Origin of the sequence: Roseobacter sp. HKCCA0434 (assembly GCF_032464675.1) — a bacterium.
GTDB lineage: Bacteria > Pseudomonadota > Alphaproteobacteria > Rhodobacterales > Rhodobacteraceae > Pontivivens.
The window spans coordinates 1-19,957 of record NZ_JAWDKL010000038.1 but is presented as its reverse complement, the minus strand read 5'-3'; the positions used below and the strand labels follow the sequence as shown (position 1 = coordinate 19,957).

Sequence of the window (19,957 nt, the reverse complement as noted above, 5' to 3'; positions counted from 1 at the left end):
CCCGCCCCGGCGCACCGCATCCCGCGCCTCGGCCAGCGCGGCCTGCACGGTCGGCATCAGCTCGCGCCGGGCCAGCAGCAGGAAGGACAGGCCACGCACCGCGTGGCCGAGCGCGAAACCCGGCGCGCGGTCGAGGACGATGGCGAGGTGATCGGGCGTCACGGCGGCGTGGGACAGCATCCCGCGCTGAACCGCGTTCCAGGCGGTCAGCGCCTCGGCGTCGTCCAGCGTCACGCAAAGTCCGTTCAAGTCCTGCATCATCCCGCGCTCCTTTCCGCCATCGCCGTTCTAGCGCAGATGGGGATGTCGCGGGATCACGGGACAGTTACTCACCGATCTGTTATCCTGCGTGTGCCGTTTTCATCGTATCGCCGAGACATGACGAACCGATCGCCGTTCATTTTCGCGCTGGGCGCGCTCGCGCTTCTCGCCGGCGTGGCGTGGTGGGGGGAGAGCGTCGACCATCTCTGGGCGGTCCTGATCGGCGGGATGGCGGGGGTGGTGCTTTACAATGCCAGCTTCGGGTTCACCGCAGGGTGGCGGAACATGGTCCTGCACCGGCGCGGGCGCGGCCTGCGCGCGCAGATGCTGCTGATCGGACTGATCGCGCTGGTGGCCTATCCGATGCTGGCGGTGGGGGAGGTCTGGGGCCAGCCAGTGCGCGGGGTGATCCTGCCGATGGGCGTGGCCTCGGCGCTGGGTGCGGTCCTGTTCGGGGCGGGGATGCAGCTCGGCTCGGGCTGCGCGTCGGGAACGCTGTTCACCGCCGGGGGCGGATCGACGCGGATGGGGGTGGTGCTGGCGTTCTTCATCCTCGGCTCGGTGTTGCCGACGGCGCATTGGGAGTTCTGGGCGAGCCTGCCTCGCACGCGCGCGGGCATCTCGCTCATCGCGGAACTGGGCTGGCCGGGGGCCGTGGCGCTCGTGCTGGCGGGCTGCGCCGCGATCTGGGTGTCGAGCGTGGTGATCGAGCGGCGTGCGCACGGTGCGCTGGAGTCGGAGCGCGGCGCGTCGGTCTGGCCGATCTGGGCGGGGGCGGTCGGGCTGGCGGCCGTGGCGCTCGTCTTCCTCGTCGCGTTGGGACGCCCCTGGGGCATCACCTACGGCTTCGCGGTCTGGGGTGCGCAGGCGGCGGATGCGCTGGGGTGGGAGCCGACGGCGTGGCCCTACTGGTCCGGCTGGCGGCGCGGACATGTCGAGGGCGGCGTGCTGTCGAGCACGACCAATGCCGCCAATCTCGGCATTCTCGCGGGCGCGATGGCGGCCGCGGCCTGGGCCGGGCGCTGGTCCCCGGTCTGGCGGCTGTCGCGCCGCGACGTCGTGACGGCGGTGATCGGCGGGCTCGCGATGGGATATGGCGCGCGGCTGGCCTATGGCTGCAATATCGGCGCGTATCTCGGCGGGCTGACCAGCGGCAGCCTGCATGGGCTGTGGTGGCTGGTCTGGGGCTTCGCGGGATCCTGGCTCGGCACGGTGCTGCGCGTGCGCATCGGCATGGACGCGCGCCCCGTGCGGGCGATCTGAGCCGACGGCGCCCGCGCGCGGCTCAGCGCAGCAGAGCGGTCGGCGCGTCGTCCTCGCGCACGTAGTCGACCGGCGCGGCCTCGCCGATCGCGGTCCGGCGCTTGTACTCGTAACGGGTCACGGCGCCGTCGACCTCCGCCGCCACGATCAGACAGTCGGCGAGATGGCGCGAGCCGTCCATCAGCGACACCGAGCCGCGCAGGCGCGGGGCATCCGCTGACAGCGTGAAACCGGTGCCGTCGAGCTTCAGGATATCGACCAGCACCTTGCCCGCCTTCACCCGCAGGCGGTTGCGGCGCTTGCGCAGCGCGGAGCCGTGCATCTGGTCCGTGACGGAACTCGGTATGTAGATATCCATCGGCATCTCCCCGTCAGTCTTGTCGTTCGCGCGGCTCGAAAGGCAGCTTGCCGGGCAACCTGTCGTCGCCTTGGCAAAAGTCCAGCACGTCGCGCGATTCGAATCCACGACACAAAGGTTAACGTTTCGTGTTGCGATTTCATGAACGGTCTTTTGCGGGCGCGCACTCTGTTCGCATGGCGCGTCCCTGCTATTTGAGGGCTTTCGAGAGGGAGGACCGGACATGGGCAAGTTGTTGGATGGCGAGTGGGTCAGCGACGAGATCGTCAAGAAGGAAGGCGACGGGAGTTTCGAGCGCAAGGAGAGCGCGTTTCGCGACTGGATCACCGAAGACGGCGAGTTCCAGCCCGAGAGCGGACGCTATCACCTCTACGTCTCCTATGCCTGCCCCTGGGCGCACCGGACGCTGATCTTCCGCAAGCTCAAAGGGCTGGAGGATCATATCGACATCTCGGTGGTGCATCCCGACATGCTCGACGAGGGGTGGACCTTCGACACGGATTTCCCCGGCTCGACCGGCGATACGCTGATGGGGAAGGACTATCTGCGGCAGGTCTATCTGGAGGCCGATCCCGACATGACCGGCAAGGTTACGGTGCCCGTCCTGTGGGACAAGAAGACCGGCAAGATCGTCAACAACGAGAGCGCCGACATCATCCGCATCTTCAATTCCGCCTTCGACGGGATCACCGGAAATAGCGACGATTACTGGCCGGAGGAGCTGCGCGAGGAGATCGAGCCGGTGAACGAGCGCATCTACGATACGCTCAACAACGGCGTCTACAAATGCGGCTTCGCCGGCTCGCAGGAGGCCTATGACGCGGCGATCCACCCGCTCGTCGATACGATGGCCTGGCTGGAGGAGCGGCTGTCCTCCCGCCGCTACCTGATGGGCGACCGGGTGACCGAGGCCGACTGGCGGTTGCTGGTCACGCTGTTCCGCTTCGACGCCGTCTATCACGGACACTTCAAGTGCAACCGCGCGAAGCTGATCGAATACCCGAATCTCTGGGCCTATGCGCGGGAGCTCTACCAATGGCCCGGCGTGGCGGAGACGGTGCATTTCGACCACTTCATCCGGCACTACCACTACAGCCACGAGAGCGTGAACCCGCAGCGTATCATCCCGATCGGGCCGGATACCGATTGGACGGCGCCGCATGGGCGTGACGGGATGAAATAAGGTCGGGCGCGGCAGACCGGATGGGTACTGGAATACCCGCATCATGGCCTGGATTGCCCCCCAAACGCCATGAGCTTCCCGCGAGGCGGGACCGACCTGCCGCGACCGACGCGCGCCCTGCGCGAGGCGCGTGCACTTGAACCGAGCGCGTCCGCGTGATCCTGTCCGACCGAACCGTGGACCGCTGTGCCGGTGCATGTAAAGGGTTACATGCAGTCGGACGATTCTACCAGAGGGCGAGTTGGACAGCGACGTAATGTCACAGGAGCATGGCGGCGATCTCGACCGCGCGATGACCCGGTTCGGCGGCAAGCGCGCCGAGTGGCTCGATCTGTCGACGGGAATAAACCCGCGCCCCTACCAGGTCCCCGATCTGCCCGCGCAGGTGTGGAGCGCCCTGCCCGACCGCTCGTCCTTCGCGGCGGTCGAAGCCGCGGCCCGGCGGCACTGGCGCGTCCCGGACGGCGCCGAGATCGTGATCGCGCCGGGCGCCTCGGCGCTGATCGCCGCGATGCCCCGGTTGAGTGAGGCGCGGTCGGTCGCGATTCCCGAGCCCACCTACAACGAGCACGCCGCAAGTTTTCGCGCAGCAGGCGTGGAGTTGGTGACCGATGCACCCGTGCAGGTCGTCGTGCATCCCAACAATCCCGACGGACGGCTCTGGCCGACCCTGCCCGACGGGGACCTTGTGATCGTCGACGAAAGCTTCGCCGAGACCGGCGAGGCGAGCCATGTCGCCGCCACCGCCGGACCGGGTGTCGTCGTGCTCAAGAGCTTCGGCAAGTTGTGGGGGCTGGCGGGGCTGCGGCTGGGCTTCGCGATCTGCGCGCCCGAACATGCCGCGGTGCTGCGCGCGCATCTGGGACCGTGGGCCGCCTCCGGACCGGCGCTGGCGGTCGGGGCCCGCGCGCTGGCCGATGACGACTGGGCGGCGCGGACGCGGGCCTGGCTTCGCGCGCAGGCCGACGCGCTCGACGCCGTGATGACCCCTCATGCCGAGTTGGTCGGCGGCACGCCGCTGTTCCGGCTCTATAGCCACGCGGATGCGGCCGCGCTGCAGAAGCGGCTGGCGGAAGCACAGATCTGGACGCGCACCTTCTCCTACGACCCGAGCTGGATCCGGCTGGGTCTGCCGCCGGACGGAACCGGACTCGACCGGATCGCACAGGCGCTGGGATGAGTGCCGCGGCGGTTCTGCTTGCGGGCTTCCTGCTCGACGCCATGTTGGGGGAGCCGCGCTGGCTGTGGTCGCGGGTGCCGCATCCGGCTGTGCTGATGGGTCGGCTGGTCGGGACGCTGGACGCGCGGCTGAACGACGACACGCGCGGGCGGGGCGTCCTGGCGCTGATGGTGCTGGTTCTGACCGCCGGAACCGTCGGGTTCGGACTGTCCCTCCTGCCGCCCCTCTTGCAGGTGATCCCGGTCGCGATCCTGCTGGCACAGCGCAGCCTGGCCGAGCATGTCGGCGCGGTCGGGGCCGCCTTGGGCAAAGGGCTGGAGCAGGGGCGGCGGGCGGTCTCGATGATCGTCGGGCGCGACGTGTCCCGGCTCGACGAGGCCGCCGTGGCGCGGGCCGCCATCGAGAGCGGGGCGGAGAACCTGTCGGACGGCGTGATCGCACCGGCCTTCTGGTTTCTGGTGGCGGGGCTGCCGGGACTGCTGATCTACAAGGCGGTCAACACCGCCGACAGCATGATCGGGCATCGCACGCCCCGCCACGCGCGGTTCGGCTGGGCCTCGGCGCGGCTGGACGACGTGCTGAACCTGGTTCCGGCCCGCGTGACGGCGCTGCTGATCGCGGCGGGATCGTTGCGGCACCACGCCTTTCGGGTCGCGTGGCGCGATGCCCGCAACCACCGCTCGCCCAATGCCGGGTGGCCCGAGGCCGCGATGGCGGGCGCCCTCGGCATCCGGTTGTCGGGGCCGCGGCGCTATGCCGAAGGGTGGACGGAGCAGCCCTGGCTGAACGCGAAGGGTCGCGATGCGCAGGCCGTGGACATCGAAAAGGCGACGGCGTTGATGTGGCGGGCGTGGGGGCTTGCAGTTGCTGGCGTGGCGTTGCTCGCCCTGACCTGAGCCATGCATCGGCGGGCCATCGCGCAGCGGCCTGCACTCCTTGAGAGGCGACGGAACGGCAAGGCTTGCGAGGAAGTCCCTACGGCGCGTCCATCACCCCGACGCCATCCGCGCCGAGCGAGGTGACGTAAAGCGTCTCCCCGATCACCACGCCGCCGGTGACCAGCGAGTATTCGCCCTGCGGCGCCTGCAGCACGTCGAGGATCTCGCCCTCGCCGTCGATGCGCATGAGGATGCCGTGATGCACCGGTGCGGGGCGCACGGCCTCTGGCAGGCGCCAGACCACGTCGCGCACGAAGGGATAGCCCGCCAGCCTGTCCGCGATCGGACGGCGGGGCGAGACCAGCCCGACCCAATAGGTCCCGTCGCCCTGCGCCTGGATGTTGTCGGGAAAGCCCGGCAGCGCGTCGACGATGACCCGCCGCTCCCCGCTGGCCAGATCGAGCCGCCAAATGCGGTAGCTGCCCGTCTCGGCGATCAGAAGCGCGTCCTCCTCGGGCGTCAGGGCGATTCCGTTGGCGAAGCTGAAGCCGCGCGCAACCTGGTCGAGCGCACCCTCGCGCCAGCGCAGCACGTGCCCGGTCGTGCGATGCTCCCACAAATCGATCACGGAGGAGGGCAACGTGCCGCCCAGCGCCTCGGGGTCGTGCCGTGTGGTGGAGACCGAGAAATAGACCGAGCCGTCATCGGCCGGCGCCACCTGATTGGCATAGCGGATCGGGTGGCCGTCATATTCGTCGGCCAGCACCTCGGACCCGCCTTCCTCGGTCCAGCGCAGCAGGCCCAGGTAGCTGTCGGCGATGTAGAGCCCGCCATCGGCCCCGAATTCCAGGCCCAGCGGGCGACCGCCCAGGCGGCCCACCCGCTCGATCTGCCGGTCGGCGAGCCGCCACAGCCCGCTTTCCTCGCTCGTCACCCAGGCGGTTCCGTCCGCATCGACGGCGATGTCCTCGGGGCCGTGCTCCTCGCCCATGTCGAGGATCTCGACCACGGCCAGCCGCTCGTTCGGGGCGAAGCGACCGGTGAAGCCGGGATCCTCGCTCACCTCGTAGGCCACCGGCTCGATCCCGGTATCGGAAAAGCCGAGGTACCAGATGCCGAGCGCCGCCAGGACGCCGAGCGCGATAAGCCGAACTGCAAGGTACATCCGCGTGGTTTCCGGTTTGCCCGTGTCGTTGCGCGCGACAGTGCGGCGTTTTGGCGCGCATTACAAGCATTCCGCCTTGAAACGCCGCCTATGCGGGGCGACATCGGAAGGCAGACACCACCCGGAGCCTTGCCCATGCCGCCGACCCCCCGCCCCGACGTCCTCGACTTCCTCGCCACACGCCGCTCCCGCCCGGCCAAGACTCTGCGCGCGCCGGCCCCCGATGCCGCCGCGCTGCGCCCGATGCTGGAGATCGCGGCCCGCACGCCCGATCATGGCAAGCTGGAGCCGTGGCGCTTCGTCGTGCTGCAGGGCGCGGCCCTCACGCGGCTGTCGGAGACGACGATCGCACATGGGGCACGCCGGGGCGAGCCGGAGGAGAAGGTCGCCAAGGCCGCCACCGCGTTCGCCGACGCCCCGCTCGTCGTCGCCGTGATCGCGAGCCCCAAGCCCAGCGAGAAGGTGCCCGAGATCGAGCAGCACCTGTCCGCCGGGGCCGTCTGCCTCGCGCTCGTCAATGCGGCGCTCGCCAGCGGTTGGGGTGCAAACTGGCTGAGCGGCTGGATGGCGATAGACCGGGACTGGCTGACCGAGGCGCTGGACCTCGCGCCGCAGGAATTCGTCGCCGGTTTCATCCATATCGGCACCGAAAGCTCGGCGCCGCCCGAACGTCCGCGCCCCGACCTCGATGCGATCACCACCTGGGTCGACGCATGACGGGACCGATCCTGCGGGCGCTCGACCAGTTGCCCGATCCACGCTTCCGCTGGACGCTGGTCAAGGCGATCGGGCTGACGCTCGCCATCCTGATCGGGGTCTATGCCGTCGTCGGCACGCTGATCGCGGGGATCGACCCGTTCACGCTGCCCTTCATCGGGCTGGTCGATCCGGGGCTGTGGCTGGCGGGGCTGGCCGTGGGCGCGCTGATGCTCGCCTCCATCTTCCTGATGATCCCGGTGGCGGCGCTGTGCATCGGCTTCTTCCTCGACGATATCGCGGGCGCGGTGGAGGACCGGCACTATCCCCATCTGCCGCCCGCCGATCCGCCGGGGCTGATCGCGACGGTGATCGACGCGCTGGGGTTCTTCGGCGTGCTGATCGCGGCGAATATCGTGGCGCTGGCGATCTACCTGCTGGTGGCCCCGCTCGCGCCGTTCATCTTCTACATCGTGAACGGCTACCTCTTGGGCCGGGAATATTTCCAGCTCGTCGCCCTGCGGCGAATGCCACCGGCCGAAGCAAAGCGGTTCCGCCGCGCCAACCGGGGCCGGATCTGGATCATGGGCATCGCGATGGCGGTGCCGCTCTCGATCCCGATCCTCAACCTCGTGGTTCCGCTGGTCGGCGTCGCCGCCTACACGCACCTGTTCCATGAATTGCGGGGGCGCGTCAGCACTCCGGCACGTTGACGGCGAGCCCGCCTTGCGAGGTCTCCTTGTAGCGCGCGTCCATGTCGCGCCCGGTCTGGCGCATGGTCTCGACACAGGCGTCGAGGCTGACGAGGTGGCGTCCGTCACCGCGCAGGCTCAGCGACGCGGCGGACACCGCCTTGATCGCGCCGAGTCCGTTGCGCTCGATGCAGGGCGCCTGCACCAGCCCCTTGATCGGGTCGCAGGTCATGCCGAGGTGATGCTCCAGCGCGATCTCGGCGGCGTTCTCCACCTGCTCGGGCGTGCCGCCCATCACGGCGCAGAGCCCTGCCGCGGCCATCGCGGCGGCGGAGCCGACCTCCCCTTGGCAGCCGACCTCGGCGCCGGAGATCGAGGCATTGGACTTGATGATCCCGCCCACGGCGGCGGCGGTCAGCAGGAATTCCCCGATCCGAGCGGGACCTGCACCGGGCACATGCTCCAGCCAGTAGCGCAACACGCCGGGCAGCACGCCCGCCGCGCCATTGGTGGGAGAGGTCACGACCTGGCCGCCGGCGGCGTTCTCCTCGTTCACCGCCATCGCGTAGACCGACAGCCAGTCGTTGACCGTGTGCGGGGCGGAGAGGTTGCGCCCCCGTTCCTCCATCAGCTGACGGTGGATCGCCCCTGCCCGCCTGCGCAGGTTCAGCCCGCCGGGCAGGACTCCGTCCTCCTCGAGCCCGCGGTCGATGCAGTCGCTCATCACCTGCCACAACCGCGCCAGCCCGGTGTCGAGCGTGTGGGCATCCATGCGCGTCAATTCGTTGCGGCGCTTCATCTCGGCGATCGAATGCCCGCTCTCGCGCGCCATGCGCAGCATTTCGGCGGCGTTGCGGAAGGGGTGCGGGACGTTCGTGCCCTCCGCCCCCGTGTCCTGCCTGGCAAGTTCCCGCTCGGTCAGGACGAAACCGCCGCCGACGGAATAATAGGTCTCGGCCAGGTGCAGGTTGCCGTCCGCGTCGAAGGCGCGAATGACCATGCCGTTGGCGTGGCCGGGCAGGATCTCGTCATAGTCGAAGATCAGGTCCGAGGCCGGATCATAACCAAGCTCGGGCAGCTCGGCGGGGCGCAGCCGTTTCTCCGCCTCCAGCCTCTCCAGCGCCGCCTCCGCCGCATCGGCGTCGAACCGGTCGGGGGCGAAGCCGAGCAGGCCCAGATGCACCGCCCGATCGGTCGCGTGTCCCTTGCCCGTGAACGCGAGCGAGCCGTGCAGCCGCGCCTCGATCCGCGCGGGCGCGCCCGATCCCGGCACCCGGTCCGCACCGTCGCGCAGCGCGTCGAGGAACCGGCCCGCCGCCACCATCGGACCCATCGTGTGGGACGAGGACGGCCCGACGCCCACCTTGAAGATATCGAAAACGCTCAGGAACATGCGCGGCCCCTCCTCTTTCGCCCCTTCTAGCGCGGCGCACCGCGCAGTGCAGCCCGATTGCGACCATCCGCCCTTCGGATTGGCCCAAATACTCCGGCGCCCCCGCTGGCGCGGGCGCGACGCCCGCCTACCTTGCCCGCCATGACACCCTTCGCCGACCTTCTCGAAGCGCTCGCCTTCACGCCGGGCCGGAACGGCAAGCTGGTGCTGCTGCGCCGTTATTTCGACCGGACGCCCGACCCCGATCGCGGCTGGGCGCTGGCGGCGCTGGCGGGGACGCTGGACCTGCCGCATGTCACCTCATCCGTCATCAAGGGCCTGATGGAGGAGCGGATGGACCCGCATCTCTTCGCGCTGTCGCGGCAATATGTCGGCGATCTCGCGGAAACCGTCAGCCTGCTCTGGCCCGAGCCGGTGGCCTATGACCCGCCCAGCCTCGACGAGGTGGTGACGACCCTGCTCGCCGCCTCCCGCTCCGACCGTCCCGCCGTTCTCGCCCGCCTGCTCGACCGCTGCGGGGCGAGCGCGCGGCTCGCGCTCATCAAGCTCTGCACCGGGGGGATGCGCGTGGGCGTCTCGACCCGGATGGCCCAGACGGCGCTCGCCGATGACGACCACCCGATCGAGACCATCGAGCGGCTGTGGTTCGCGATCGACCCGCCCTATACGGAGCTCTTCGCCTGGCTCGGCGGCGGGGCGCTGCCGCAGGTCGATCTCAGCCTCGCCTACCGCCCGATGATGCTTGCCCAGCCGGTGGAGGATCGGGTCGGCAGCCTCGATCCGGCCGACTACGCCGCTGAATGGAAATGGGACGGCATCCGCGTGCAGGCGACGGCCACGCCGCAGGGGCGCAGGCTCTACACCCGGACGGGCGAGGACATCTCCGACAGCTTTCCCGACATCATAGACGCGATGGGCTGGCATGGCTGCATCGACGGGGAGCTTCTGGTGGTGCGCGATGGCGAGGTCGCGCCCTTCGCCGACCTGCAAAAGCGACTGGGGCGCAAGAAGGTCGGCAAGAAGACGCTGGCCGACTACCCCGCCCATATCCGCGCCTACGACCTGCTCGACGATGCGGGCGAGGACCTGCGCGACCTGCCCTTCGAAGCCCGCCGTGCACGGCTGGAGGCGTTCGGCAGCCATCCCCGGCTGGACCTGTCCGAACTGCTGCCCTTCGCCGACTGGGCCGAGCTGGAGACCCGCCGCGACGCCGCGCGCGACGACCAGATGGAGGGGCTGATGCTCAAGCGGCGCGACAGCCTCTACGTCGCGGGCCGCCCCGTGGGCCAGTGGTGGAAGTGGAAGCGCGACCCGCTCGAGGCCGATTGCGTGATGATGTACGCCCAGCGCGGGCATGGCAAACGCTCCTCCTACTATTCGGACTACACGTTCGGCGCCTGGACCGACGGGCCGGAGGGGCGCGTCCTGACCCCGGTCGGCAAGGCCTATTCCGGCTTCACCGATGCGGAGCTGGAGGAGCTGGACCGCTTCGTGCGCAACAACTTCACCCAGCGCTTCGGCCCGGTGCGCGCGGTGAAACCCGCACTGGTGCTGGAGATCGCCTTCGACGCCATTCAGGAAAGCAAGCGTCACAAGTCGGGGGTGGCCATGCGTTTTCCGCGCATCAAGCGCATCCGCTGGGACAAGCCCATCGAGGAAGCCGCGACGCTGGAGGAACTGCGCGCGATGATCTGAGGGGTTGCGCGGGGCCCACGCCTGCGAAACGGTGGGGCCGAGCTTTTGCAAGGAGACGCCCATGCGCATCGCCACACTGGCCCTCGCCCTTCTCGCCGCGCCCCTGGCCGCACAGGAACTCGAGGCGCCGCCGGGATCGGAACTGCTCGCTCCGCAATCGAGCGGCGTGATCCCGAACAATGCGAGCTTCGGCGGCTGGCAGGTGACGTGCGAGGCGGTCGGCGTCGGCCAGACCTCCTGCAACCTGGTGCAGACGCTGCTGCGTGCTGATGACGAGACGCTGCTGCTGCGTCTGCTGGTTACGCGGCTGGGCGAGGATCTGGTGCTGCTCGCACAGACGCCGATCGGTGTCTACCTGCCCTCGGGCGCGGTCTATCAGGTCGAGGGCGACGACACCCCGCAGCGGGACATGGTCTGGCAACGCTGCCTCGGCCCGCTCTGCGAGGCGGCGCTGGCGCTCGACGAGGAGGAGATCGCGCGGATCGGCGAGGGCACGATGCTGTTCGGCTATCGCCCCGGACCCGGGGCGGAACCGGTGATCCTTCAGGTCACGCTGGACGGGCTGGGCGAAGGGATCGCCTCGGTCTTCCCCGAAGACTGAGGCGCGAGGCGTGGGGCCGCGCGCGAGGCGCGGCCCGATGTTTCAGGCCATCTTCTCGACGGCGCGGCGGGTCATCACGCCGATCAGGTGCGCGCGATAGGCCGCGGTCCCGTGGATGTCGGCGATCATGTCGTCCTCGGAATGGCGCAGATCCTTCACCGCATCGGGCGAGAAATTCGCGCTCAGCGCCTCTTCCGCCTCGGTCCAACGGAACACGCCGTCATTGCTGGCCCCGGTGATGGCCACGCGCACGCCGTCCGCGTATTTCGCCACATAGGCCGCGACCAGCGGGAAGCGGCTGGCGGGCTGGGGCATCTTCTCGTAATGCGCCTTTTCCGGGATCGGGAAGCGCACGGCGGTCACGATCTCGCCCTCGTCGAGCGCGGTGGTGAACATGCCCTGGAAGAACTCGTCCGCCGCGATCTCGCGCGCATTGGTGACGATGGTGGCACCGGACCCCAGCGCCGCCGCCGGATAGCAGGCGGACGGATCGTTGTTGGCGATCGAGCCGCCGATGGTGCCGCGGTTGCGCACGGACGGATCGCCGATGCGGCTGGCGAGGTCCGCGAGGCCGGGATAGGCCTCCGCCGCCTCCCGCGCGACGGTCGCATGGGTGGTGCCGCCGCCGATTTCGACCGTGCCGCCATCGGCCTTCACGTATTTCAGCGCGTCGATATGGGCGAGGCTGACCAGCGTGCCGGGATCGGCGAGCCGCGCCTTCAGGGTCGGGATCAGCGTCTGCCCGCCGCCCAGCGCCTGCTTCTCGCCACCGGCGAGGGCCGCGACGGCCTCGTCCACGCTGCCAGGTTTCTCGAAGTCGAATGCGTACATCTCAATTTCTCCTTTCGACCCCAACGGGCCGTCTGATCTGGCGTGCCCTCCCCCGCCCGGAGCGGAGGAGGGACAGGAAAGGGGCCTCAGGCCGGGCCGCCCACCACGCGTTCGGCCATGTTGTCGCCGCCACCCGCGCCGGGGGCCGCCTTGCCGTGCATCGCGGCCCAGACACGCTGGGGCGAGAGCGGCATGTCGACATGCTCCACCCCGTATTCGCTGAGCGCGTCGATCACCGCGTTGACGATGGCGGGGGGCGAGCCGATGGCCCCGGCCTCACCACATCCCTTCACGCCCAGCGGGTTGTGGGTGCACGGCGTCTGGCAGGAATGGTCCACCGTGAACATCGGCACGTCATAGGCACGCGGCATCGCGTAATCCATGTAGGACCCGGTCAGCAGCTGCCCGTTCTCGTCGTAGACGCAGTTCTCCAGCACGGCCTGGCCGATGCCTTGCGCGACGCCGCCATGCACCTGACCCTCGACGATCATCGGGTTGATGACGTTGCCGAAATCGTCCGCGGCACTGAAGGCCACGACATCCACCTTGCCGGTGTCGGGATCGACCTCCACCTCGCAGGCATAGCCGCCCGAGGGATAGGTGAAGTTCGCCGGATCGTAGAACGACGTCTCCTCCAGCCCCGGCTCGATATCCTCCAGCGGGTAGTTGTGGGGGACGTAGGCGGCGAGGCAGACATCGCCCCAGGCCACCGACTTGTCGGTGCCCGCGACGGTGAACTGGCCGTTGGCGAATTCGACGTCCTGCTCGGACGCCTCCATCAGGTGGCTCGCGATCTTCTTGGCCTTGGCGATGATCTTCTCGGTCGCGCGAACCATGGCGGAGCCCCCCACGGCGATGGAGCGGGAGCCATAGGTTCCCATGCCCATCGGCGTGCGGGCGGTGTCGCCGTGGATGATGTCCACCTGGTTCTCGTCGATGCCCAGCATCTCCGCCACCACCTGCGCGAAGGAGGTTTCATGCCCCTGCCCGTGGCTGTGGCTGCCGGTCATCACGCTGATCGAGCCGGTGGCGTTGACCCGCACGGTCGCGCTTTCGTAGAGCCCCGCCCGCGCGCCGAGCTGGCCGACGAGGTTCGACGGCGCGATGCCGCAGGCCTCGATGTAATGGGCCACGCCGTAACCACGAAGCTTGCCGCGCTTGGCGCTCTCGGCCTTGCGCGCCTCGAACCCGTCGCGGTCCGAGATCTCCAGAAGCTTGTCCATCGTCGCGTGATAGTCGCCGGTGTCGTAGGTGACGGCGACGGGCGTGTCATAGGGGAACTGGTCCTTGCCGATGAAGTTGCGGCGGCGCAGCTCAACCGGGTCGATCCCCATCTCGCGCGCGGCCTTGTCCACGACGCGCTCCAGCTGGAAGGTCGCTTCGGGCCGTCCCGCGCCGCGATAGGCGTCGACCGGCACGGTATTGGTGAAGACCGCCTTCACGTTCACATAGATCAGCGGCGTGATGTAGTTGCCCGCCATCAGCGTGCCGTGCAGCCAGGTCGGCACCGACGGCGCGAAGGTCGAAAGATACGCGCCCATGTTCGCATAGGTGTCGGTGCGCAGGGCGAGGAACTTGCCCTGCTCGTCCATCGCCAGCTCGATCTTGGTGACGTGATCGCGGCCATGCGCGTCGGACATGAAGGCCTCCGACCGGCTCGACGTCCACTTGACCGGGCGCTTCAGCGCCTTGGCGGCGAAGGTGCAGAACGCTTCCTCCGCGTAGTGGAAGATCTTGGTGCCGAAGCCGCCGCCCACGTCCGGCGCGATCACGCGCAGCTTGTGCTCGGGGATGCCGAGCACGAAGGCGCCCATCAGAAGCCGGATGACATGCGGGTTCTGCGAGGTGGTGTAGAGCGTGTGCTCGTCCTTCCACGGGTCGTAATCGCCGACGGCGACGCGCGGCTCCATCGGGTTGGCGACGAGGCGGTTGTTCACCAGCTCCAGCGTCGTGACGTGATGGGCGTTCCTGATCGCCTCGTCCACCGCCTCGCGGTTCTCCTCGACGAAGCCCCAGTCGTAGCAGAGGTTGGACTCCAGATCGTCATGGACCTTGGTGGCCCCTTCGGCCACCGCCTTCTTCATGTCGATGACGGCTGGCAGCTCCTCGATATCCGCTTCCAGCAGCTCAGCCGCGTTGCGCGCCTGAGCCAGCGTCTCGGCCAGGATCACGGCATAGGGGTCGCCGACATGGCGCACCTTGCCCTCGGCCAGCACGGGGTGCTTGGGCTCCTGCATCGGGTTGCCATGCCGGTCCGTGACCTGCCAGCCGCAGGGCACGCCGCCAACCTCGGCGAAATCCGCGCCGGTGAAGACGCGCAGCACGCCGGGCGCGGCACTCGCCGCATCGGTATTCAGGCCGTTGATCCGGCCATGCGCGACATCGGAGCGGACGAAATAGGCATAGGCCTGCCCGTTCACGTTGATGTCGTCGGTGTACTTGCCGTTTCCGGTCAGGAAGCGGGGATCCTCGCGCCGCTTGGAGCTGGCGCCGATTCCGGTGTCCTTGGGCATTGTCTATCCTCCCTGGATATGCCGGGCGCGGACCGTCTGACGCGGTTCTCTGCGCCCCTTTGTCTGGGGTTACTCGGCGGCGACGGCGGGCACGCTCTGCCCCGCGGCGGCCTGGATGGCCTTCACGATGTTGTGGTAGCCGGTGCAGCGGCAGATATTGCCTTCGAGATAGTCGCGGATCTCCTGCTCGGACGGGTCCGGGTTGTTCTTCAGCAGGTCCGCCGCGATCATCACCATGCCAGGCGTGCAGAACCCGCATTGAAGCCCGTGATAATCCTGGAACGCCTGCTGGATCGTGCCGAGCGACCCGTCCGCGTTCGCCATGCCCTCGATCGTCGTGATCTCGGCCCCTTCGGCATCGGCGGCGAACATCGAGCAGCTCTTGACCGCCTCACCGTTCACGTGGACCACGCAGGCCCCGCATTGGGAGGTATCGCAGCCGACATGGGTGCCGGTCAGGCCCAGCCCTTCGCGCAGGTATTCGACCAGCAGCGTGTTGCCCTCCGCGTCGGCGCGCATCTGCTTGCCGTTCACGGTCATGGTGATCGTCGTCATGGAAATCTCCCCTGTCGTCTGCGGGCCGAATTCTCGAATCCGGGTTCGGCCTCGTGGATGGTCCGAGTGTCGGGGCAAAACCCCGGTCTGTGAAGCCCCCCGTTGTCGCGGGGCGATCGTTTCCGCTCGCGCGACAGTTTGAAGCTGGATGCACCTATTCCGAAGCGGTCCACGAACGATCAGGTCTTCAACAGCACATAGCCACAGGAGATGACCATGACCGACCGCAACATCCTGCTCGTCCAGTCGAGCGCACGGACCGACGCCTCCACCTCGCGACGCCTTGCCGCAGCCCTGGCCGATCGGCTAGGCGGCACCGTCACGCTGCGCGACGTCGCCCCCGGCTCGGACTTCGTCGACGGCGACTGGGTCAGCGCCAACTTCACCCCCGCGCCCGAGCGCAGCGACGCCCAGCGCGACCGCCTGTCCGGCTCCGACGCGCTGGTGGCGGAGATCGCCGCGGCCGACACCCTCATCATCGGCCTGCCGATCTACAATTTCGGGATGCCCGCGACGTTGAAGGCCTGGATCGACCAGATCGCCCGCGCCGGCGTCACCTTCCGCTACACCGAGAACGGACCCGAGGGCCTGATGAAAGGCAAGAAGGCCTATATCGTCGTCGCGTCCGGCGGGACCGAGGCCTTCGGCGAGATCGACTTCGCCACGCCGCACCTGCGCCACGTGCTCGGCTTCATCGGGATCACCGATGTCGAGGTGATCCGCGCCGACCGGCAGATGATCCGCGGCGAGGACGCCGTGCTCGACGCCGAGGCCGCCATCTCCGCGATTGCGGCCTGACCCTCAGCCCGGCTGCGTGCGCACCCGGCGGGGCCGTTCCAGGAACAGGTCCCGCTCGCGCCGGTCGGAGCGCAGCCCCTCCACCGCGTCGAACAGCACCTGGGTCGCGACCTCGGTATCGGCGGGCAGCTCCCCGCCCAGGATCGGCGCGCCGACGCGGACATGGAAGCGCTGGCGGTCCTTGTTCAGCACCTCGTGGAACAGGGTGATGTCGCGCAACGTGGCGTGCATCTTGTCGAAGGCGTAGAACAGCAGTGAGTTGCGCGCCGTGATCCGCATCGGGATCACCGGCAGCTTGTACTTGCGCGCCAGCATCGCCGCCGACGGCATCCAGGGCCGCTCATGCAGCCGCATGCCGCGCCGCTTCGACAACCGCCCAGCGGGGAAGATCACGGCGAGGCGGTCCTCGGCGAAGGCCCCCTTGGCATAGGTCAGCGTCTCCCGGTTCTTCTTCATCGAGCGCTTGTCCTCGCGCCACTCGACCGGCGCGATCATCGAGATGAATTGCGGCATGATCCTCAGGATGTCGCCATTGGCGAAGAAGAAGAGATCCGGCCGCTTCTCGCGCAGCAGGGAGTACATGACGATCCCGTCCGCGATCCCCGTCGGATGGTTGCACACGATGATCGCCGGGCCGGTCGCGGGCACGTTCTCCAGCCCCTCGACCTCGACCCGATGGGCGATCAGGTCGGCCATGTGGTCCATGACTTCGTGTGTCGGGCGATGCTCCAGCTCGGTCCCGATCTCGACGGTGCGGTCGTAGGACAGCATCAGATGCAGCAGACCGCGCACCGGTCGCACCAGCGGACCGCCACGGTACATCCAGCCCGCGCGCTCCTCGATCAGGGTATCGAGCTTTTCCTTCATCGCCCCCCCGTACACCGCCTTCGATGGCAGTCTCGTGACAGGGCCTGCGCCCTTTGTCGGGAAGGTAGTGCGCCCTCGGGCCGCTGCTAGGGCCCATGCCGTTCAGCGCGTCAGGCGCGACAGGTCGATGCCGAAGGTCACGGCCCCGATCGGCTCCCCCGTTTCGGGCGATGTGACGGCCAGGCTCACCTGCGTCTGGTCGACGCCGGTGCTGTCGTCGAATTCCACCTCGCTGACATAGATCGCGTCGGGCGAAATCAGGAAGGTCTCCTGATATTTCGCCTCGTCCCCCTGATAGAAGTCCGAGGTCGGGTCGGAGATGCCCGCATTGAGGCCGTATCGGTCCATGAGAATGATCTCGGTAATGATCCCGCCCGCGGCCTCGCGCCGCTCACGCATCAGAATGGACGCCTGCCGGTCCAGCAGATCGAAGATCATCGGGCCATAGCCGTCCTCGGCCATCCACGACCGATCCAGCCGCTCGATGGCTGTCGCGTCGAGCCCTGCATGACGCTCGTTCTGCTCTTCAACCGCGTAGAGCACGAAGGGATCGGCGATCCAGTCCTGAAGATCGGCCTGCGCGTAGGCAATGACGGCCTCGGCATAGTCCTCGACACTCGGGGAAGCACTCTGTGCAAGAGATGTACCGGCGAGACCGATACAGAGTGCTAAGGGGCACGTGTATCTGTACGAAAGAATCATTCCAACTTCCTCCCTGCCCCGAAACATTCGTTTCCTAGAATTCGATCATGGCGAATTGGTGGCATGAAGGTGCCGGTCAGCGCTGGTCGAAACGAACCTTCACGTAGCGCCCCGGCGCCGGTTCGATGACCTGCGATTTCGCCCCCGGCTCGCGTGCCTTGACCATGCGACCCGAATGCGAGGCGAGCCAGGGCTGCCAGTCCTGCCACCAGGAGCCGGGATGCTCCTCGGCCTTCTCCATCCACGCCTCCAGCGTCGGCGCCTCGGGGTCGTCATTGACCCAGTATTGGTATTTCTGCGCATCGGGCGGGTTCACGACACCCGCGATATGCCCCGAACCGGCGAGCACGAAGCGCACGTCCGCGTTCTCCATCATCCGCGCCCCGCGATAGACGGAATGCGCGGGCGCGATGTGATCCTCGCGCGTGGCGACGTGATAGACCGGCCCGCGGATGTCCGCGAGGCTCAGCACCTCGTCCCCCACCGGCAGCTCCCCCTTCACAAAGGCGTTTCCGCGGTAGAACGTGTCGAGATAGAAGTGATGCACCTTCGCGGGCATCGCCGTGGAATCCGCGTTCCAGTAGAGCAGGTCGAACGGGAACGGGTCCTTGCCCAGCATGTAGTTGTTGACGATGTAGCCCCAGATCAGGTCGGCCGAGCGCAGCATGTTGAAGGCCGAGGCCATCTTCTGCGCGGGCAGGTAGCCGCGCTCCATCTCCTCGTCCACCGCGTCGATCGTCTTGTCGTCGACGAAGACCTGCAGCTCCCCCGCATCGGCGAAGTCGAGCTGCGCGGTGAACAGCGTGGCCGAGGCGACGCGGCTGTCCTTCTTCTTCGTCGCGTTGGCGAGGAAGCTTCCGACCATGGTGCCGCCGATGCAGTAGGAGGCGAGGTTGATCTTCTTCTGCCCGGTCTCCTTCAACGCCACGTCGATCGCATCCGACACGGCACCCATGTAGCTTTCCCAGGTATGATGCGCGTGCCGCTCGTCGGGGTTGACCCAGGAGATCATGAAGACGGTGAAGCCCTGCCCGACCAGCCAGCGCATCAGGCTCTTCTTCTCGTTGAGGTCGAGCACGTAGTACTTGTTGATCCAAGGCGGCACGAACATCAGCGGGCGGGCGTGGACCTGCTCCGTGCTCGGCGCGTACTGGATCAGCTGCAGCACGTCGTTTTCCCAGATCACCGCGCCGGGCGTCACCGCCATGTCGCGGCCCACCTCGAAGGCGTCCATATCCGTCTGACGGATCAGCAGGTCGCCCTTGCCCCGTTCTATGTCGGCCAGCATCATCTTCAGACCGCGCACCAGGTTCTGGCCCTTCTGCGCGGCGGTCGTCTCCAGCACCTCGGGGTTGAGGGCGAAGAAATTGGACGGGCTCATCGCCTCGACGAAGTTGCGGGTGTAGAACTCGATCCGCTTGCGTTCCTGCGGGTCGAGCTCGCCGATATCGTGCGCGGCGCCCTGCAGGTAGCTCGACGTCAGCAGGTAGGACTGCTTGAGATAGTCGAACAGCACGTTCTGCGACCACTGCTCGTGCTTGAACCGCTTGTCCCCGCGCGAGGGCTCGACCACCGGCTGCGCCTCCTCGCCCATCCAGCGGGCCCAGGCGCTTTGCCACAGGTTCGCCTGCGCCTGCCACCAGGCCATCGTCGCGGTGGCGAGCTGTTGCGGGTTGTCGGCGAGGACCTGTGCGAAATGCGTGAAGGACGGCAGCGTGTTGAGCGGATCCATGCGCGGCGGCTGGTCGGCCTTCGCGGCCTGCGCGCCCAGAACCTTGGCCCAGATCTCGGCGCTGGTCTCGCTGACCTCGGCCATGTTCTGGGTGAACTCGGCACTCTCGGCCAGCCATGTGTCCACGGCGTCGCGTTCGCTCATCGCGTCCTCCCTGTCGTCATGCACCTCTTCACCCACCGGGCCGGATGCTCTAGCCTGCAACCTAGATCGAAACCGGAGCCCTGCGAACCCCATGACCGTGATCCGCGTGGCGATATGCGCCCTGCCCCTGCTGGGCGCCTGCGCCCCCGGCGAGAGCCTAGGATTCTACGATCTGCCCGAGGGCATGTCGGAGCTGACGGAGGCGCAGCCCGGCCCCTATCCCGACCTGCTGACCCAGGAACAGATCGCGATGGCGGGCTTCGCCCCGCTCGATGCCGCGGCGCGGGGGCGGGCCGATGCCGAAACCGTGTCGTTGCAGGAGCGTGCGGGTGCCCTGCTGGAAGACGAGGCCGCACGGCTGGAGGCGCGCGCGGGCACCCTGCGCCGGGATGCGGACGGCCTGCCGGTGCGCAGCCCCGGCCTGACGGCACAGGGCCGCAATCTGCTGGC

19 protein-coding genes and 1 pseudogene are annotated in these 19,957 nt (G+C 68.2%); 10 read left to right on the top strand and 10 right to left on the bottom strand.

The annotated features are described in order from the left end of the window. Positions 1–261: pseudogene (locus RX333_RS16420) on the bottom strand (tetratricopeptide repeat protein); the annotation flags it as partial. Between the two features lie 117 nt (positions 262–378). Between RX333_RS16420 and RX333_RS16415 the strand changes: the two are divergent. Continuing rightward, positions 379–1,524, top strand: a complete 1,146-nt coding sequence (locus RX333_RS16415) for a YeeE/YedE family protein (RefSeq protein ID WP_316016043.1) — start codon at positions 379–381, stop codon at positions 1,522–1,524. A 22-nt stretch (positions 1,525–1,546) separates the two neighbouring features. Here RX333_RS16415 and RX333_RS16410 read toward each other — a convergent pair whose 3' ends face one another. After that, positions 1,547–1,882 (bottom strand): hypothetical protein, encoded by a 336-nt coding sequence (locus RX333_RS16410; RefSeq protein ID WP_316016042.1) that lies wholly within the window; start codon positions 1,880–1,882, stop codon positions 1,547–1,549. A gap of 223 nt (positions 1,883–2,105) precedes the next feature. Here RX333_RS16410 and RX333_RS16405 point away from each other — a divergent pair, with 223 nt between their 5' ends. From RX333_RS16405 to cbiB, 3 genes are all read left to right on the top strand, one after another. Next, a complete protein-coding gene (locus RX333_RS16405; protein ID WP_316016041.1) occupies positions 2,106–3,065 on the top strand; it encodes a glutathione S-transferase family protein in 960 nt (319 codons plus the stop codon). 241 nt (positions 3,066–3,306) lie between these two features. Further along, positions 3,307–4,245, top strand: coding sequence for a threonine-phosphate decarboxylase (locus RX333_RS16400; RefSeq protein ID WP_316016040.1), 939 nt, complete (start codon positions 3,307–3,309; stop codon positions 4,243–4,245). Next, entirely contained in the window at positions 4,242–5,141 is a 900-nt protein-coding gene (gene cbiB, locus RX333_RS16395; protein ID WP_316016039.1) for an adenosylcobinamide-phosphate synthase CbiB, read from the top strand. Before RX333_RS16400 ends, cbiB begins: the two co-directional genes overlap by 4 nt. A 79-nt stretch (positions 5,142–5,220) precedes the next feature. Here the strand turns inward: cbiB and RX333_RS16390 are convergent, their stop codons facing one another. Beyond that, positions 5,221–6,288, bottom strand: a complete 1,068-nt coding sequence (locus tag RX333_RS16390) for an SMP-30/gluconolactonase/LRE family protein (RefSeq protein WP_316016038.1) — start codon at positions 6,286–6,288, stop codon at positions 5,221–5,223. A gap of 135 nt (positions 6,289–6,423) precedes the next feature. Here RX333_RS16390 and RX333_RS16385 point away from each other — a divergent pair, with 135 nt between their 5' ends. Beyond that, complete coding sequence (locus RX333_RS16385) at positions 6,424–7,005, top strand: nitroreductase (RefSeq protein WP_316016037.1); 582 nt, start codon at positions 6,424–6,426, stop codon at positions 7,003–7,005. Then, positions 7,002–7,697: an EI24 domain-containing protein gene (locus RX333_RS16380; RefSeq protein WP_316016036.1), complete on the top strand. Its 696-nt coding sequence runs from the start codon at positions 7,002–7,004 to the stop codon at positions 7,695–7,697. The genes RX333_RS16385 and RX333_RS16380 overlap by 4 nt, the downstream gene beginning before the upstream one ends. Here the strand turns inward: RX333_RS16380 and RX333_RS16375 are convergent. After that, a complete protein-coding gene (locus RX333_RS16375; RefSeq protein WP_316016035.1) occupies positions 7,678–9,069 on the bottom strand; it encodes an L-serine ammonia-lyase in 1,392 nt (463 codons plus the stop codon). The two genes, RX333_RS16380 and RX333_RS16375, sit on opposite strands and share 20 nt — an antisense overlap. Before the next feature lie 141 nt (positions 9,070–9,210). Here RX333_RS16375 and RX333_RS16370 point away from each other — a divergent pair, with 141 nt between their 5' ends. Continuing rightward, entirely contained in the window at positions 9,211–10,764 is a 1,554-nt protein-coding gene (locus RX333_RS16370) for a cisplatin damage response ATP-dependent DNA ligase (RefSeq protein WP_316016034.1), read from the top strand. Between the two features lie 61 nt (positions 10,765–10,825). Beyond that, the gene (locus RX333_RS16365; RefSeq protein WP_316016033.1) at positions 10,826–11,365 is read left to right on the top strand and encodes an invasion associated locus B family protein; all 540 of its coding nucleotides are present in this window, start codon (positions 10,826–10,828) and stop codon (positions 11,363–11,365) included. 42 nt (positions 11,366–11,407) lie between these two features. Here the strand turns inward: RX333_RS16365 and RX333_RS16360 are convergent, their stop codons facing one another. The 3 genes from RX333_RS16360 to RX333_RS16350 all read right to left on the bottom strand — a co-directional run bounded on the left by RX333_RS16360 (position 11,408) and on the right by RX333_RS16350 (position 15,264). Then, positions 11,408–12,196: a xanthine dehydrogenase family protein subunit M gene (locus tag RX333_RS16360; protein WP_316016032.1), complete on the bottom strand. Its 789-nt coding sequence runs from the start codon at positions 12,194–12,196 to the stop codon at positions 11,408–11,410. 86 nt (positions 12,197–12,282) lie between these two features. Beyond that, positions 12,283–14,709: a xanthine dehydrogenase family protein molybdopterin-binding subunit gene (locus tag RX333_RS16355; protein WP_316016031.1), complete on the bottom strand. Its 2,427-nt coding sequence runs from the start codon at positions 14,707–14,709 to the stop codon at positions 12,283–12,285. A gap of 69 nt (positions 14,710–14,778) precedes the next feature. After that, entirely contained in the window at positions 14,779–15,264 is a 486-nt protein-coding gene (locus tag RX333_RS16350; protein ID WP_316016030.1) for a (2Fe-2S)-binding protein, read from the bottom strand. Positions 15,265–15,474: 210 nt separating this feature from the next. On the opposite strand from RX333_RS16350, the gene RX333_RS16345 reads away from it, so the two are divergent. Further along, positions 15,475–16,062, top strand: coding sequence for an FMN-dependent NADH-azoreductase (locus RX333_RS16345; protein WP_410056093.1), 588 nt, complete (start codon positions 15,475–15,477; stop codon positions 16,060–16,062). A gap of 3 nt (positions 16,063–16,065) precedes the next feature. On the opposite strand, the gene RX333_RS16340 is transcribed toward RX333_RS16345, so the two are convergent. From RX333_RS16340 to RX333_RS16330, 3 genes are all read right to left on the bottom strand, one after another. Next, complete coding sequence (locus RX333_RS16340; RefSeq protein ID WP_316016028.1) at positions 16,066–16,929, bottom strand: 1-acyl-sn-glycerol-3-phosphate acyltransferase; 864 nt, start codon at positions 16,927–16,929, stop codon at positions 16,066–16,068. A 102-nt stretch (positions 16,930–17,031) separates the two neighbouring features. Then, a complete protein-coding gene (locus RX333_RS16335) occupies positions 17,032–17,631 on the bottom strand; it encodes a hypothetical protein (RefSeq protein ID WP_316016027.1) in 600 nt (199 codons plus the stop codon). A 76-nt stretch (positions 17,632–17,707) separates the two neighbouring features. Then, positions 17,708–19,507, bottom strand: coding sequence for a class I poly(R)-hydroxyalkanoic acid synthase (locus RX333_RS16330; protein WP_316016026.1), 1,800 nt, complete (start codon positions 19,505–19,507; stop codon positions 17,708–17,710). Between the two features lie 91 nt (positions 19,508–19,598). Here RX333_RS16330 and RX333_RS16325 point away from each other — a divergent pair. Further along, a partial coding sequence (locus RX333_RS16325) for a hypothetical protein (protein ID WP_316016025.1) occupies positions 19,599–19,957 on the top strand: 359 nt, incomplete at its 3' end.

What these genes read in the sequence shown, in the direction of transcription:
- RX333_RS16360 (WP_316016032.1), bottom strand. Translation starts at nt 12,196, where the DNA reads ATGTACGCATTCGACTTCGAGAAACCTGGCAGCGTGGACGAGGCCGTC.
- RX333_RS16330 (WP_316016026.1), bottom strand. Translation starts at nt 19,507, where the DNA reads ATGAGCGAACGCGACGCCGTGGACACATGGCTGGCCGAGAGTGCCGAG.
- RX333_RS16410 (WP_316016042.1), bottom strand. Translation starts at nt 1,882, where the DNA reads ATGGATATCTACATACCGAGTTCCGTCACGGACCAGATGCACGGCTCC.
- RX333_RS16375 (WP_316016035.1), bottom strand. Translation starts at nt 9,069, where the DNA reads ATGTTCCTGAGCGTTTTCGATATCTTCAAGGTGGGCGTCGGGCCGTCC.
- RX333_RS16340 (WP_316016028.1), bottom strand. Translation starts at nt 16,929, where the DNA reads ATGAAGGAAAAGCTCGATACCCTGATCGAGGAGCGCGCGGGCTGGATG.
- RX333_RS16405 (WP_316016041.1), top strand. Translation starts at nt 2,106, where the DNA reads ATGGGCAAGTTGTTGGATGGCGAGTGGGTCAGCGACGAGATCGTCAAG.
- RX333_RS16370 (WP_316016034.1), top strand. Translation starts at nt 9,211, where the DNA reads ATGACACCCTTCGCCGACCTTCTCGAAGCGCTCGCCTTCACGCCGGGC.
- RX333_RS16365 (WP_316016033.1), top strand. Translation starts at nt 10,826, where the DNA reads ATGCGCATCGCCACACTGGCCCTCGCCCTTCTCGCCGCGCCCCTGGCC.
- RX333_RS16390 (WP_316016038.1), bottom strand. Translation starts at nt 6,288, where the DNA reads ATGTACCTTGCAGTTCGGCTTATCGCGCTCGGCGTCCTGGCGGCGCTC.
- cbiB (WP_316016039.1), top strand. Translation starts at nt 4,242, where the DNA reads ATGAGTGCCGCGGCGGTTCTGCTTGCGGGCTTCCTGCTCGACGCCATG.
- RX333_RS16335 (WP_316016027.1), bottom strand. Translation starts at nt 17,631, where the DNA reads ATGATTCTTTCGTACAGATACACGTGCCCCTTAGCACTCTGTATCGGT.
- RX333_RS16385 (WP_316016037.1), top strand. Translation starts at nt 6,424, where the DNA reads ATGCCGCCGACCCCCCGCCCCGACGTCCTCGACTTCCTCGCCACACGC.
- RX333_RS16350 (WP_316016030.1), bottom strand. Translation starts at nt 15,264, where the DNA reads ATGACGACGATCACCATGACCGTGAACGGCAAGCAGATGCGCGCCGAC.
- RX333_RS16345 (WP_410056093.1), top strand. Translation starts at nt 15,475, where the DNA reads ATGACCATGACCGACCGCAACATCCTGCTCGTCCAGTCGAGCGCACGG.
- RX333_RS16415 (WP_316016043.1), top strand. Translation starts at nt 379, where the DNA reads ATGACGAACCGATCGCCGTTCATTTTCGCGCTGGGCGCGCTCGCGCTT.
- RX333_RS16355 (WP_316016031.1), bottom strand. Translation starts at nt 14,709, where the DNA reads ATGCCCAAGGACACCGGAATCGGCGCCAGCTCCAAGCGGCGCGAGGAT.
- RX333_RS16380 (WP_316016036.1), top strand. Translation starts at nt 7,002, where the DNA reads ATGACGGGACCGATCCTGCGGGCGCTCGACCAGTTGCCCGATCCACGC.